This is a genomic window from Streptomyces sp. NPDC087420 (genome assembly GCF_044744165.1).
Taxonomy (GTDB): Bacteria; Actinomycetota; Actinomycetes; order Streptomycetales; family Streptomycetaceae; genus Streptomyces.
Genome location: NZ_JBIUXU010000014.1, coordinates 229,384 through 243,939, shown reverse-complemented (window position 1 = coordinate 243,939; position 14,556 = coordinate 229,384). Strand labels below are relative to the sequence as shown.

Annotated in this window: 11 protein-coding genes; 1 reads left to right on the top strand and 10 read right to left on the bottom strand. The window is 71.3% G+C overall.

Features of this window, described 5'->3' with window-relative positions; translation table 11 throughout:
* Nucleotides 1–69: 69 nt before the first annotated feature.
* The 8 genes from ACIO1C_RS28655 to ACIO1C_RS28620 all read right to left on the bottom strand — a co-directional run bounded on the left by ACIO1C_RS28655 (nucleotide 70) and on the right by ACIO1C_RS28620 (nucleotide 9,412).
* Nucleotides 70–1,764 carry a proline--tRNA ligase gene (locus tag ACIO1C_RS28655; protein WP_401868597.1) on the bottom strand — a complete coding sequence of 565 codons (1,695 nt, stop codon included), beginning with the start codon at nucleotides 1,762–1,764 and terminating at the stop codon, nucleotides 70–72.
* 102 nt (nucleotides 1,765–1,866) lie between these two features.
* Nucleotides 1,867–2,433 (bottom strand): GNAT family N-acetyltransferase, encoded by a 567-nt coding sequence (locus tag ACIO1C_RS28650; protein ID WP_401868595.1) that lies wholly within the window; start codon nucleotides 2,431–2,433, stop codon nucleotides 1,867–1,869.
* 30 nt (nucleotides 2,434–2,463) lie between these two features.
* Complete coding sequence (locus tag ACIO1C_RS28645; RefSeq protein ID WP_401868593.1) at nucleotides 2,464–3,309, bottom strand: GNAT family N-acetyltransferase; 846 nt, start codon at nucleotides 3,307–3,309, stop codon at nucleotides 2,464–2,466.
* Between the two features lie 178 nt (nucleotides 3,310–3,487).
* Nucleotides 3,488–4,645, bottom strand: a complete 1,158-nt coding sequence (gene ispG, locus ACIO1C_RS28640) for a flavodoxin-dependent (E)-4-hydroxy-3-methylbut-2-enyl-diphosphate synthase (protein WP_161309630.1) — start codon at nucleotides 4,643–4,645, stop codon at nucleotides 3,488–3,490.
* A 221-nt stretch (nucleotides 4,646–4,866) separates the two neighbouring features.
* Nucleotides 4,867–6,168, bottom strand: coding sequence for a M50 family metallopeptidase (locus ACIO1C_RS28635; protein WP_401868590.1), 1,302 nt, complete (start codon nucleotides 6,166–6,168; stop codon nucleotides 4,867–4,869).
* A complete protein-coding gene (dxr, locus tag ACIO1C_RS28630) occupies nucleotides 6,165–7,427 on the bottom strand; it encodes a 1-deoxy-D-xylulose-5-phosphate reductoisomerase (RefSeq protein WP_401868587.1) in 1,263 nt (420 codons plus the stop codon). The genes ACIO1C_RS28635 and dxr overlap by 4 nt, the downstream gene beginning before the upstream one ends.
* Before the next feature lie 93 nt (nucleotides 7,428–7,520).
* Nucleotides 7,521–8,210: a hypothetical protein gene (locus ACIO1C_RS28625; protein WP_401868585.1), complete on the bottom strand. Its 690-nt coding sequence runs from the start codon at nucleotides 8,208–8,210 to the stop codon at nucleotides 7,521–7,523.
* A 140-nt stretch (nucleotides 8,211–8,350) separates the two neighbouring features.
* Complete coding sequence (locus ACIO1C_RS28620) at nucleotides 8,351–9,412, bottom strand: GNAT family N-acetyltransferase (protein ID WP_401868582.1); 1,062 nt, start codon at nucleotides 9,410–9,412, stop codon at nucleotides 8,351–8,353.
* 226 nt (nucleotides 9,413–9,638) lie between these two features.
* Between ACIO1C_RS28620 and ACIO1C_RS28615 the strand changes: the two genes are divergently transcribed.
* Nucleotides 9,639–10,832, top strand: a complete 1,194-nt coding sequence (locus tag ACIO1C_RS28615) for a glycoside hydrolase family 64 protein (protein WP_401868580.1) — start codon at nucleotides 9,639–9,641, stop codon at nucleotides 10,830–10,832.
* An 86-nt stretch (nucleotides 10,833–10,918) separates the two neighbouring features.
* On the opposite strand, the gene ACIO1C_RS28610 is transcribed toward ACIO1C_RS28615, so the two are convergent.
* Both ACIO1C_RS28610 and ACIO1C_RS28605 read right to left on the bottom strand, forming a co-directional pair.
* Nucleotides 10,919–12,892 carry an acyl-CoA dehydrogenase family protein gene (locus tag ACIO1C_RS28610; RefSeq protein ID WP_401868577.1) on the bottom strand — a complete coding sequence of 658 codons (1,974 nt, stop codon included), beginning with the start codon at nucleotides 12,890–12,892 and terminating at the stop codon, nucleotides 10,919–10,921.
* Between the two features lie 141 nt (nucleotides 12,893–13,033).
* Entirely contained in the window at nucleotides 13,034–14,479 is a 1,446-nt protein-coding gene (locus ACIO1C_RS28605) for an aldehyde dehydrogenase family protein (protein ID WP_401868574.1), read from the bottom strand.
* Nucleotides 14,480–14,556: the final 77 nt, after the last annotated feature.

The window sequence follows — 14,556 nt, the reverse complement described above, 5'->3', positions numbered from 1 at the left end:
GGTGTGGGTCCGGGACGGAGGTCCGAGGCGGGGCCCCCGGGGGCCCCGGGCCGGAGCCCAGGACGCGCGCTACGCGCGCAGGCGCGCCACCGCGTCCGCCACCGTGAGCTCCTCCTTCTCCCCCGTGCGGCGGTCCTTCAGTTCCACCACGCCCTCCGCCGAACGGCGCCCCGCCACCAGGATGTGCGGTACGCCGATCAGTTCCGCGTCCGTGAACTTCACGCCCGGCGAGACACCGGCCCGCTCGTCCACCAGCACCCGCAGCCCCGCCGCCGCCAGCTGCTCGGCGACGTCCAGCGCCAGTTCCGTCTGGAGCGCCTTGCCCGCCGCGACCACGTGCACGTCCGCCGGCGCGATCTCCTGCGGCCAGCACAGGCCCTTGTCGTCGGCGGACTGTTCGGCCAGCGCGGCGACCGCGCGCGAGACGCCGATGCCGTACGAGCCCATGGTCACGCGCACGGGCTTGCCCTGCTGGCCCAGTACGTCGAGCTGGAAGGTGTCGGCGTACTTGCGGCCGAGCTGGAAGATGTGACCGATCTCGATCGCGCGGTCGAGCTTGAGGCCCGTACCGCACGAGGGGCAGGGGTCGCCCTCCTCGACCACGACGACGTCCAGGTACTCGTCGACCTCGAAGTCCCGCCCGGCCACGACGTTGCGCGCGTGGGTGTCGGGCTTGTTCGCGCCCGTCACCCACGCGGTGCCCGCCGCGATCCGGGGGTCGGCGATGTAGCGGATCTTGAGGCCCTGGGGGCCGACGTAACCGCGTACGAGGTCGGGCCGCTCCTCGAAGTCCTCGGCCGTCACGACCTCCACGACCGCCGGCGCGAGGTGCTCGCCGAGCTTGCCGAGGTCGACCTCGCGGTCGCCGGGCACGCCCACCGCCGTGATCTCGCCGTCGATCTTGACGAGCAGGTTCTTCAGCGTCGCGGAGGCGGGCACGCCGAGGTGCGCGGCCAGCGTCTCGATGGTCGGGGTGTCGGGGGTGTCCAGCTCCTCGACGGGCCCGTGCTCGACGGCCTCGGCGGGCGGGGTGAAGGCGAAGGTGACGGCTTCCGTGTTGGCCGCGTAGTCGCAGTTCGGGCAGTCCACGAACGTGTCCTCGCCCGCCGCCGCCGGCGCCAGGAACTCCTCCGACGCGGAACCGCCCATCGCGCCGGACACCGCCGAGACGATCCGGAAGTCGAGGCCGATGCGGGCGAAGATCTTCTGATACGCGGCGCGGTGCAGCGCGTACGACTCGGCGAGGCCCTCGTCCGTGGTGTCGAAGGAGTACGAGTCCTTCATCTGGAACTCGCGCCCGCGCAGCACGCCCGAGCGGGGCCTGGCCTCGTCGCGGTACTTGGTCTGGATCTGGTAGAGCATCACCGGCAGGTCCTTGTAGGACGAGCACTGGTCCTTGACCAGCTGGGTGAAGATCTCCTCGTGCGTCGGGCCGAGCAGGTAGTCCGCGCCCTTGCGGTCCTTGAGGCGGAACAGCAGGTCGCCGTACTCGTCCCAGCGCCCGCTCGCCTCGTACGGCTCCCTGGGCAGCAGCGCGGGCAGCAGCACTTCCTGGGCGCCGATCGCGTCCATCTCCTCGCGGACGACGCGCGAGATGTTGTCGAGCACCTTCTTGCCCAGGGGCAGCCAGCTCCAGATGCCGGCGGAGGTGCGGCGTACGTAACCGGCGCGGACGAGCAGCTTGTGGCTGAGGGTCTCGGCGTCCGCCGGGTCGTCGCGCAATGTCTTGGCCATCAATCGGGACATGCGCTGGACCTGGGACATGGGGAGCACTCCTGCGTTCTCTCGGCTGATGCCTGGAGGTTAGCCGGGCGGCACGGGCGGGCGGTAATCAGTAATCTGCGGGCCGGGTCGGGGGCTCGCCCGCTAGGGCCGCCGCAGGGGCAGGGGCGCGCCCATCACCGCGTACGGCTTCGGGGCGCTCGGGAACAGCACGCGCCGCGCGAGATCCTCGTACCCGAGCATGCGGTACAGCCGCCGGGCGGGGCTCTCGATGTCGATCGCGGACAGGATCGACCGGGGCTGGGCGGCGGCGTCGGTGAGGGTGGTGATCAGGGCGCGGCCGATGCCCCGGGCCTGGAAGCCGGGGTGGACGTGGAGTTCGGTGATCACGAACGTGTCGTCCAGCCAGCTGTCGGTGCCCGCCGAGCGCAGGTACGGCTCGACGACCGAGGACCACCAGTGCGCGCGGTCGTTCGGCAGCCCGTACACAAATCCGACGAGGCGGCCCTCGTCCGTGGTCGCGCCGAGCGCGCGGCAACCGGGGTACATCAGGTGCCGCAGCACGATGTGGCGGCGTACCTCGATCTCGTCGTCGCTGAGCCCGAAGGCGAGCGCCTGCACAGCGAGTGCCTCGTCGACGCGGGCGGCGAGGTCGACGGGGCCCACCCGTACGTCGGGGATCCGGGGGTTGTCCCCGGGGATGCTCAGCATGGGCCGAACCCTACTGACCGCGCGGCACGCTCAGAACAGCACGCTCATGAACGCGCCGACCTCGCGGAAGCCGACGCGGCGGTAGGCGGCCCTGGCGGGGGTGTTGTAGTCGTTGACGTACAGGCTCACCACGGGCGCGACATCGGCGAGCGCGTACCGTACGACGGCGGCCATGCCGGTCTCCGACAGGCCCCGGCCCCGGTGGGCGGGGTCGACCCAGACGCCCTGGATCTGGCAGGCGCGCGGGGTGGCGGCGCCGATCTCGGCCTTGAAGACGACCTTGCCGTCCTCGATCCGCGCGAACGACCGTCCCGCGCCCACGAGTTCGGCGACCCGCGCCTGGTACAGCAGCCCGCCGTCGCCGGCCAGCGGGGAGACGCCGACCTCCTCGGTGAACATGGCGACACACGCCGGCATGATCACGTCCAGCTCGTCCTTGCGGATCCGGCGGACGAGAGGGTCGGGCGGCACGTACGCGGGGAGGTGTTCGGTGACCATCAGCGGCTGGTTGGCGCGGACCTCGCGGGCCGGGCCCCAGTTGGGTTCGAGCAGGCGCCAGAGCTGGGTGGTGGCCGCGACGGGCCCGACGATGGAGGAGCAGCGGCGGCCGGTCCTGCGGGCACGGTCGGCGAAGCCGCGTACGGCTTCGGGGGTGGCGCAGATGGGGACGAGGTTGGCGCCGGAGTAGCAGAGCGAGCGCAGGCGCCCGTCCGCGTACCAGCCCCACATCTCGCCGCCGAGGCGCCAGGGGTCGAGCCCGGCGACCTGCACGCGGGAGGTCACGAAGGCGTTCGTGACGGGATCGCTCTCCAGGATGGCGAGCGCCGCGCCGAGTTCGCTGGGTTCGAGGACCCGGGTGGTGGTGTGCGTCAACACGAGGGCCTCACCGAACGGTCTGCTGATCTCCGCACTGTACCTGGCGGCTGGGCGGAGCGCCGCCCCCCGGGCAGCGGATCCCGCGGCCCTGGTGGGACGGGGCCGCGGGATCCGGTGGGAGTTCGGTGGGGGTTCGGTGAGGGGGATGCCGGCCGGATCGCGGCGGGCGGCCGTCCGGTCAGCCGGAGACGGAGACCTCGGGCTCGCCGGAGGGGATGCCGTCGCGCTCCATCTGCTCGGCGATCTTCATGGCCTCTTCGATGAGGGTCTCCACGATCTTCGACTCGGGGACGGTCTTGATGATCTCGCCCTTGACGAAGATCTGCCCCTTGCCGTTGCCGGAGGCGACGCCGAGGTCGGCCTCGCGCGCCTCGCCCGGTCCGTTGACGACACAGCCCATGACGGCGACGCGCAGCGGCACCTCCATGCCGTCGAGGCCCGCCGTCACCTCGTCCGCGAGCTTGTAGACGTCGACCTGGGCGCGGCCGCAGGACGGGCAGGAGACGATCTCCAGGCGGCGCTGCTTGAGGTTGAGCGACTCCAGGATCTGGATGCCGACCTTGACCTCCTCCGCCGGCGGGGCGGACAGGGAGACGCGGATCGTGTCGCCGATGCCCTCGCTGAGCAGCGCGCCGAACGCGACGGCGGACTTGATCGTGCCCTGGAACGCCGGTCCGGCCTCGGTGACGCCGAGGTGCAGCGGGTAGTCGCACTGGGCGGCGAGCTGGCGGTAGGCGTTGACCATCACGACGGGGTCGTTGTGCTTGACCGAGATCTTGATGTCCTGGAAGCCGTGCTCCTCGAAGAGCGAGGCTTCCCACAGCGCCGACTCGACGAGGGCCTCGGGGGTGGCCTTGCCGTACTTCTTGAGGAGGCGCGCGTCCAGGGATCCGGCGTTCACACCGATCCGGATGGGCGTCCGGGTCTCCCGGGCCGCCTTCGCGATCTCCTTGACCTTGTCGTCGAACTGCTTGATGTTGCCCGGGTTCACCCGTACCGCCGCGCAGCCCGCGTCGATCGCCGCGAAGACGTACTTCGGCTGGAAGTGGATGTCGGCGATCACCGGGATCTGCGACTTGCGGGCGATGGTCGCCAGCGCGTCCGCGTCGTCCTGCGTCGGGCACGCCACCCGGACGATCTGGCAGCCGGAGGCGGTCAGCTCCGCGATCTGCTGGAGCGTCGCGCCGATGTCCGACGTACGGGTGGTCGTCATCGACTGCACCGACACCGGCGCGTCCCCGCCGACCGCGACCGATCCGACCTGGATCTTGCGGCTGACCCTTCGTTCGGCGAGCTTCGTCGGAACGGCGGGCATTCCGAGAGAAATTGCAGTCATCTGGTGTGCAACCCCAAGGTGTGGTTCAGATGCGGATCGGACGGGCTGGTCGGGCCGGCTGTTCGGGCCGACGGGTCGGGCGGGCTGATCGCCCGGGACCCGCGGGCTCCGGACCCCGAGATTACGCCACCGCGCCACGCCCGGGCACATCGCCGCGAAAAGTCCACCCAAAGGCCAACGGCCGGACACGAAAGGTGTCCGGCCGTGGCGAAGCGGGAGAATCAGCTGATCTTGACGGGGTTGACCACGTCGGCGATCAGGACGAGCACGGTGAAGCAGATGAAGATGCCGGCGACGACATAGGCCACGGGCATCAGTTTCGCGACGTCGAACGGACCGGGGTCGGGCCGCTTGAAGAGCCGGGCCAGGTTCCGCCTGGCCGCTTCCCAGAGCGCTCCCGCGATGTGCCCGCCGTCGAGTGGCAGCAGCGGCAGCATGTTGAAGAGGAACAGCGAGAGGTTGAAGCTCGCGACCACGAAGAGCAGGGTCGCGATCAGGTTCGGCGTCGGCTGGTCGAGGTTCATCACCTCGCCGCTGATGCGGGCCGCGCCGACCACGCCGACCGGTGAGTCGGCCTTGCGCTCACCGCCGTCGAAGGCCGCGTTCCACAGATCGGGGATCTTGGACGGGAGGGCGACGATCGAGTCGACGCCGTCCTGGAGCATCGTCCCCATCCGGTCGACGGAGTCGGTGAAGGAGAGCGGGACGATCTCCGAGGCGGAGATGAAGCCGAGGTAGCCCGCCGTGACGTACTTGCCCTCTATGGCCTGCCCGTCGGAGTCCTTCGCGAGGACCTGGTTGGAGACGAGGGTGGCGTGCAGCACCTTGTCCGTGCCGTCGCGGTCGACGGTGATCGTCGCGGGTCCTGTGGTCTTGCGGATCAGGTCGGAGAGCGCCGACCAGTCCTTGACGGGCTGCCCGTTGAAGGCCACGATCCGGTCGTTGGTACGGAGTCCCGCGGCGTACCCCGGTGACATGGGGTCGCTCTTGGCGCACGTCTCGCGGTTCTGGCTCTGCTGGATGACGCACTTCGGGACACCGGCGACCTTGGTGGTCTGGGTCGCGAAGCCGAAGCTCATGGACACGCCGAGGAAGATCGCGACGGCGAGGATCAGGTTCATGAACGGGCCCGCGAACATCACGATGACGCGTTTCCACGGCTTGCGTGTGTAGAAGAGGCGCGTCTCGTCGCCCGGCTCCAGCTCCTCGAAGGCCGCGGAGCGCGCGTCTTCTATCATCCCCCGCCACGGCGAGGTGGACCTGGCCTCGATACGGCCCTGGGCGTCGGGCGGGAACATGCCGATCATCCGGATGTAGCCGCCGAGCGGGATGGCCTTGAGGCCGTACTCGGTGTCGCCCTTCTTGCGTGACCACACCGTCGGCCCGAAGCCGACCATGTACTGGGGCACGCGGATGCCGAAGAGCTTCGCCGTGGAGAGGTGGCCGAGTTCGTGCCAGGCGATGGAGATCAGCAGTCCCACGGCGAAGACGGCGATGCCGAGAATCGTCAACAGGATCGTCATGCGCGAGCCTCCGCTGTCGCCTTTACCGCGAGTTCCCGGGCCCGGGCTCGGGCCCAGGTCTCCGCTTCAAGGACGTCCGGCACGGTGAGCGAGGTTCCCGTGAGGGGATTCCCGTGCTCCGCGACGACCTCGGTGACCGTGTCCATGATGCCGTTGAACGGGAGCCGGCCCCCCAGGAAAGCGTCCACGCACTCCTCGTTCGCGGCGTTGAACACCGCGGGAGCCGTGCCCCCGAGCGTACCGACGTGCCGGGCCAGTCCCACCGAGGGGAAGGCCTCGGTGTCGAGAGGGAAGAACTCCCAGGCCGACGCCGTGGTCCAGTCGAAGGCGGGGGCCGCGTCCGGTACGCGCCGGGGCCAGCCGAGTCCGACGGCGATCGGTCCGCCCATGTCGGGCGGGGTGGCCTGGGCCAGGGTGGAGCCGTCGGTGAACTCCACCATGGAGTGGACGTACGACTGCGGGTGGACGACGACCTCGATGCGTTCGAAGGGGATGTCGTACAGCAGATGTGCCTCGATGACCTCAAGCCCCTTGTTGACGAGGGTCGCCGAGTTGATCGTGATCACCGGGCCCATGGCCCAGGTGGGGTGGGCGAGGGCGTCCTCGGGGGTGACGTCCGCCAGCTCCGCTCTCGTACGGCCCCGGAAGGGTCCGCCGGAGGCCGTCACGACCAGCTTGCGGACGTCGGCGCGGGTGCCGGCGGCCAGCGCCTGGAAGAGCGCGGCGTGTTCGGAGTCGACGGGGATGATCTGGCCCGGTCTCGCCACGGCCCTGACCAGGGGGCCGCCGACGATCAGCGATTCCTTGTTGGCGAGGGCGAGGGTGCGGCCGGCCCGGAGGGCGGCCAGGGTGGGGGCGAGGCCGATGGAGCCGGTGATGCCGTTGAGCACGGTGTGGCAGTCGGACGCGGCGAGCTCGGTGGCCGCCTCCGGTCCCGCGAGGATCTCGGGGAGGGGCTGGCCCGGACCGTACTCCGCCCGCAGGGCCTCTCTGAGCGCGGGCACGGCGTCCTCGCGCGCGACGGCGACCGTACGCACTCCGAGCCGCCGCGCCTGTCCGGCGAGCAGCGCCACCCGGCCGCCCGCGGCGGACAGCGCGGTGACGCGGAAGCGGTCGGGGTTGCGCAGGACCAGGTCGATGGCCTGGGTGCCGATGGAGCCTGTCGAGCCGAGGACGACGATGTCCCGGCGGCCTTCTGCCGGGTCGAAGGCGATGTGCGGGTCCGCGAGAGGGGCTGGGCTGTCGCTCATGGGCCCCATTCTTGCCCCATCGGCGCCGCGTCAGGACAGCGCGCCCCTCCACACGACCGAATCATGACCCGCGAACCCCGGCCGGGTGCCGTCCGGAGCCGGTCAGGAGGCGTCGAACTTGGCCCACTGGGCGCGGATCACGTCGACGGGCACCGCGCCGATGTCCTTCGTGCCGGTGACCTCGGCGCGGAAGGAGAGAGTGGTGGAGCCGGACTGTACGACGGTCAGGTATTCGTACAGCTTCTTCTTGCCCCGGACGTCGAGGATCGTGAAGCGGTACGCGACGGAGTCGTCCCCCAGGTGCGGCGCCTTGACCGTTTCCGTCGCGAGGTATTTCGCCCGCACGAGGGAGAGCCGGTCCTCGGTGAATCCGCCGGCGCAGGCGCGGCCCGCGGTGGTGAGGGCCTTCATGACCCGGGCGGCGCCCTGTCCCGCGTACGAGCGCAGTCGGACGTCCACGGTGACGCCGAGCTTCTCGCGGGGGTCCTCGGCCCGGCGGCCGACCTCGGCGGCGGGACGGAATCCGCTGACGCCGGGGGCGAGGCTGACGAGGGGCTGGCAGACGGCGGGGGCGGCGGTGTAGTCCGTGTCCAGCGGGCCGCCGAGGGGGTACGTGGACACGGTGTAGGCGCCCGCCCGCTCGCCGTCGGAGAGGGCGGCGGCGGTCAGTTGGCGCTCGGTGCGGGGCGGCGGGCCCGCCGGGGCGGCGGACGGGGACGGCTTGCTGTCGGTCGTACCGCCGCCGTCACATCCGGCGACACCGGCCAGGACGCCCACGGCGAGCACGGCCACCGCCAGGCGTCCACGCCCCGGCCCACGCCCACGCCCGCCGCGCCGCACTGCCCCGGCCATGTGTCTCCCCCTGTTGTGTCGGCACCGCCGCGTTGATCACGACGGCCGAGGCTCGATTGTGCGGCACGGGGGCGGCCCGCTCACAACGCGGCGCCGGGTGTCGCGCGCGGCAGCGCGGTGTAGCGGTGCTCCAGGATCACGCGGTAGCCCGACGCGTCGTACAGGCCCATCGCGACGGTGTTCCCGCCGAACACGTTGAACATCAGCGCCGAGTCGCCCGCGCCGAGCGTCTCGCTCTCGGCGACCGCCATCGACGCGTGGCCGAACCCTTTGCCCCGCCGGCTCTCGTCGATCTCCAGGGAGAAGCCGAAGGTCACTCCCGGCAGGTGGTGATGCTTGAGCCAGAGGGTGCCGACCGGGGCGCCCGCCGCCTCCAGGACGACGATGTTGTGGTCGGGGGTGGCCAGTCCGGCGGGCAGGAGGTCCGCGAAGTCTCGGTCGGACTTGGCCCGCGCCTCGCCGGGGGTGAGGGACCCGGAGCGGACGATGTCGGCGACGTACTCGTCCTTGCCCGCCACCAGCCAGGGCCCGTATTCGTCCGCCGTCATCCGGCGGGCGGTCAGGGCGGCCCCGGCCCTGCGGACCGGGCCGGCCTCGCGGACGGGCGCGGCTTCGCGGACCGGCGCGGCCTCGCGGACCGGCGCGGCCTCCCGGACCGGCGCGGCCTCCCGGACCGGCGCGGCCTCCCGGACCGGCGTCACGTCCCGGTCCGGCCCGGCGAGGTGGCGCAGGCGGGTCTGGCCCCGGACGGAGTAGTGCGCGAACAGCGGGTCAGCCCCGGTGAGTTGTACGGTCAGCCGGGCCGCCCCCGCCGCCGCGCACCGGCCCTCGGCCCACGTACGGGCGGCCTCTCCGTGCCCCTGCCCGCGGTGCGCGGGATCGATCCAGAGGTCCACGAGCCGGCCGGTGAGGGAGGGGCCCGGTTCGTCCTCGTCCAGGGACACGGCGACAAAGCCCACCGTCCCGCCGCCGTCCGCGGTCAGTTCGGCGACCGTCCGGCGGGCCGCCCCGGCCCGGACCTCCTCGATTCGGCGCTCCACGGCGGCGGCCGGGTGCCCGGCGGAGCCGTACGCCGCGCGCAGCCGCCGCTCGAATCCCGCCTGCCAGCGGGAGGGGTCGTCCACCAGGCCGAAGTCCGTCATCGCGTCACCCTGTTCCTCGCCGTGTCCTCGTGTCCGTCGCCGTGCACGGGCCGGAAGCCCGCCGAGACGATACGCGGTGGGCGGGCGCGCGCCCAGCGGTTTCCGGGGCCGGGGCGGGGGCCGTCCGGGGTGGGCAGTTATGTCATGTCCATTGACATGACCACCCTCCGGATCGATTCTGAGAGCGCTCTCAACCCCTCGACCCCCACAGTGCAGGAGGCAGAGCGTGCTCTCCCTGAAGAAGGTGCTGGCGCCCCTGGCGGCCGCGGTGATCCTCGCCGCGGGGTTCACCGCCGCGGGACCGGCGGAACCCGCCGAGGCCGCCGTCCCGACGACGATCCCTCTCACCCTCACCAACAACTCCGGGCGCACGGACCCGGTCTACGTCTACAACCTCGGCACCCTGCTCACCACGGGTCAGCAGGGCTGGGCCGACGAGAACGGCACGTTCCACGCCTGGCCCGCCGGCGGGAACCCGCCGACCCCCGCGCCCGACGCGTCGATCACCGGGCCCGCCAACGGGCAGTCCAAGACGATCCGGCTGCCGAAGTTCTCCGGCCGGGTCTACTTCTCGTACGGTCAGAAACTCGTCTTCAGGCTGACCACCGGCGGTCTCGTGCAGCCCGCGGTCCAAAACCCGGCCGACCCGAACCGGAACATCCTCTTCAACTGGACCGAGTACACGCTCAACGACGCCGGCATCTGGATCAACAGCACCCAGGTCGACATGTTCTCGGCGCCGTACGCGGTCGGGGTCAAGATCCCCAACGGCACCACGAAGTCCACCGGGCACCTCAAGCCCGGCGGCTACAACGGCTTCTACACCGCGCTGCGCGCCCAGTCCGGCTGGGGCGGCCTGATCCAGACCCGGTCCGACGGAACGGTCCTGCGCGCGCTCTCGCCCGGCCACGGCGTGGGGTCGGGCGCACTGTCCGCCACGGTCATGAACGACTACATCAATCGGGTCTGGACGAAGTACGCGTCCTCGACTCTGACGGTGACCCCGTTCACGGACCAGCCGAACACCAAGTACTTCGGGCGGGTCTCCGGCAACGTCATGAACTTCACCAACAGCGCGGGGGCCGTGGTCACGTCCTTCCAGAAGCCGGACTCCGACAGCATCTTCGGCTGCTACAAACTGCTGGACGCGCCCAACGACCTGGTCCGCGGGCCGATCTCGCGCACCCTGTGCGCCGGGTTCAACCGCTCCACGCTGCTGACCAACCCCAACCAGCCGGACACGAGCGCGGCGGGCTTCTACAAGGACGCGGTGACCAACCACTACGCCCGGCTGCTCCACGACCGGATGGCCGACGGCAAGGCGTACGCCTTCGCCTTCGACGACGTCGGCGCGCACGAGTCGCTGGTGAACGACGGCAACCCGCAGCAGGCGTACATCACGCTCGACCCGTTCAACTAGCCGCCCACTGCCCGGCAGCACGAGAGGGCCGCGTCCGTTGTCACGGACGCGGCCCTCTCGCCACTCCCACCACCTCCCCCGCCGGGTCAGCCGATCCGGCGGTGGACGTTCTCCCGCCCGGACGGGCCCGGTGTCGCGTCCGCGATCCAGGGGCCGTCCCCGCTGGGGTCGACGATGCCTTCCTCCAGCCAGGTGTACGTACCGGACAGGACGCCGTCCACGACCTTGCGGTCGATCTCGTCCGTGTTGGACCAGAGCCGCGTGAACAGCTCCTCGACCCGGATCCTGGCCTGGCGGCAGAAGACGTCGGCCAGTTGGTACGCCTCGCGGCCGTGGTCGCCGCCGGTGCGCAGCATCTCGGCCCGTACACAGGCCGCGCTCATCGCGAAGATCTCCGCGCCGATGTCCACGATCCGCCCCAGGAAGCCCTGTTTGGTCTCCATGCGGCCCTGCCAGCGGGACATCGCGTAGAACGTGGACCGGGCGAGCTTGCGCGAGGTCCGCTCGACGTACCGCAGGTGGACCGACAGGTCGGCATGCCCGCTCGGGTGGAACTCCGCGTATGAGCCCGGCAGTTGGCCCGTCCCGGCGACCAGCTTGGGCAGCCAGCGGGCGTAGAACCTGCCCGCCTGCGCGCCCGCCTTCGCCTTGTCCGAGAAGGACTTGTCGGGATCGATGATGTCGCCGGCCACCGCGAGGTGGGCATCGACGGCCTCGCGGGCGATCAGCAGGTGCATGATCTCCGTCGAGCCCTCGAAGATGCGGTTGATGCGCATGTCCCTGAGCATCTGCTCGGCGGGGACGGCCCGTTCGCCGCGCGCCGACAGCGACTCGGCGGTCTCGAAGCCCCGGCCGCCGCGGATCTGGACCAGTTCGTCGGCCATCCGCCAGCCCATCTCGGAGCCGTACAGCTTGGCCAGGGCGGCTTCGATCCGGATGTCGTTGCGGTCCTCGTCGGCCATCTGCGAGGAGAGGTCGACCACCGCCTCCAGCGCGAACGTGGTCGCCGCGATGAAGGAGATCTTCTCGCCCACGGCCTCGTGGCGGGCGACCGGCCTGCCCCACTGCTCGCGGGCCCCCGACCACTCGCGGGCGACCTTGAGGCACCACTTGCCCGCGCCGACGCACATGGCGGGCAGGGAGAGGCGTCCGGTGTTGAGGGTGGTGAGGGCGATCTTGAGACCCGCGCCCTCCTCCCCGATGCGGTTCGCCGCCGGGACGCGGACCTGGTGGAAGCGGGTCACGCCGTTCTCCAGGCCGCGCAGGCCCATGAAGGCGTTGCGGTGCTCGACCGTGATGCCCGGGGAGTCGGCCTCGACGACAAACGCCGTGATGCCGCCCTTGCGGCCCTCGGCCTTCGGCACCCGGGCCATCACCACGAGGAGGTCGGCGACCACGCCGTTGGTGGTCCACAGCTTCACGCCGTCGAGCACGTAGTCGTCGCCGTCCGGGACGGCCGTGGTCGCCAGCCTGGCGGGGTCGGAGCCCACGTCGGGCTCGGTGAGCAGGAAGGCCGAGATGTCCGTACGGGCCAGGCGCGGCAGGAAGGTGTCCTTCTGCTCCTGGGTGCCGAACATCTTGAGCGGCTGCGGTACGCCGATCGACTGATGGGCGGAGAGCAGCGCGCCGACGGCGGGGTTCGCGGACCCGACGAGGGATAGCGCCTTGTTGTAGTACACCTGGGTGAGGCCGAGACCGCCGTACTTGACGTCGATCTTCATGCCGAGCGCGCCCAGCTCCTTGAGGCCGGCGATCACCTCGTCGGGGATCCTGGCCTCGCGCTCGATCAGGGCGCCGTCGATCTCCCGGTCGCAGAACTCACGCAGCTTCGCCAGGAACGCCTCCCCCCGCCTGACGTCCTCGGACGCGGGCACGGGGTGCGGGTGGATGAGGTCGAGCCGGAAGCGGCCGAGGAACATCTCCTTGGCGAAACTGGGCTTGCGCCAGCCCTGCTCGCGGGCGTCCTCGGCGACCTGTCGGGCCTCACGCTCGGAGACTGTGGGCCTGCCCTGCGGGTCCTTCGGTGCGGATGCTTCTGAGGGGACGGATGGGGCGGACATGAGGAACTCACCTCGCCGCGATGTCGGGAGCGATGGACGTGTACCGGCCGGTTCTACTCGTCCGTATCTACCCGATATCCGACAGACGCACCAGTGGTGGGCCGACCAATCGATCGGCCCACCACACGCTGCGGGCGCCCGCTAGAGAGCGAGGCCCGTCAGAACCATCACGCGCTCGTAGGTGTAGTCCTCCATCGCGAACCGCACGCCCTCCCGGCCGACGCCGGACTGCTTGGCTCCGCCGTACGGCATCTGGTCGGCGCGGTACGAGGGGACGTCACCGATGATCACGCCGCCGACCTCCAGGGCGCGGTGGGCGCGGAAGGCGGCCTGGAGGTCGTGGGTGAACACCCCTGCCTGGAGGCCGTACTTGGACTCGTTCACGGCCTCGAAGGCGGCTTCCTCGCCCGTCACGCTGCGGAGGGTGAGAACCGGGCCGAAGACCTCCTCGCGGGCGAGTGTGACGTCGTCGGGGACGTCGGCGAGGACGGTGGGCGCGTACGAGGAGCCGTCGCGCTTGCCGCCCGTGAGCAGCCGGGCGCCCGCCTGTACGGCTTCGTCGACCCAGGACTCGACGCGCCGGGCGGCCTCCTCGCTGACGAGCGGGCCGACGTCGGTGGTGTCGTCGGACGGGTCGCCGGTGACCTGGGCCTCGACGGCGGCGACGATCCTCGGCACGAGCCGCTCGTGGACGGCCGCGTCCGCGATCACGCGCTGTACGGAGATGCAGGACTGGCCGCCCTGGTAGTTCGAGAACGTGGCGATGCGGGCCGCCGCGTGGTCGAGGTCCTGGTCGCTCGCGAAGTCGGCGAGGACGACGGCGGCGCCGTTGCCGCCGAGTTCGAGCGTGCAGTGCTTGCGGGGGACGGAGTCCATGATCGCGTAGCCGACCTTGTCGGAGCCCGTGAACGAGATCACCGGCAGCCGTTCGTCCTGGACGAGGGCGGGCATCCGGTCGTTCGGCACGGGCAGGACCGACCAGGCGCCGGCCGGCAGGTCCGTCTCGGCCAGCAGCTCGCCGAGGAGCAGCGCGGACAGGGGGGTCGCCGGGGCGGGCTTGAGGATGATCGGGGTGCCGACGGCGAGGGCGGGGGCGACCTTGTGGGCGCAGAGGTTGAGCGGGAAGTTGAACGGCGCGATGCCGAGGACGACGCCCTTGGGGAAACGCCGGGTCAGCGCGAGGCGGCCGGCGCCGCCCGCGTCGGTGTCGAGGCGCTGCGCCTCGCCGCCGTTGAACCGGCGGGCCTCCTCGGCGGCGAACCGGAACACGGAGACGGCGCGGCCGACCTCGCCCCTGGCCCACTTGAGGGGCTTGCCGTTCTCGGCGGAGATGAGGCGGGCGATCTCCTCCACGCGTTCGCCGAGGCGGCGTGACACGTGGTCGAGGGCGGTGGCCCGGGTGTGGGCGGGCGTCGCGGCGAATGTGCCGCGCACGGCGTGGGCGGCCGCGACGGCCTCCTCGACCTGCTCCTCGGTCGGCACGGCGACGGTGCCGACGTGACGGCCGTCCCAGGGGGAGGTCACGTCGAAGGTGTCCTCGCCGGTGGCCTGGCGGCCGGCGAGCCAGAAGGCGGTGGTGGGAGTCATGGGTCAACGGTAGGGGCGGGGGCGTGTGGTGTTGTTGGCCGAGGTGGAGTGGTCCTGGGTTCGAGGACGCCGCTTTG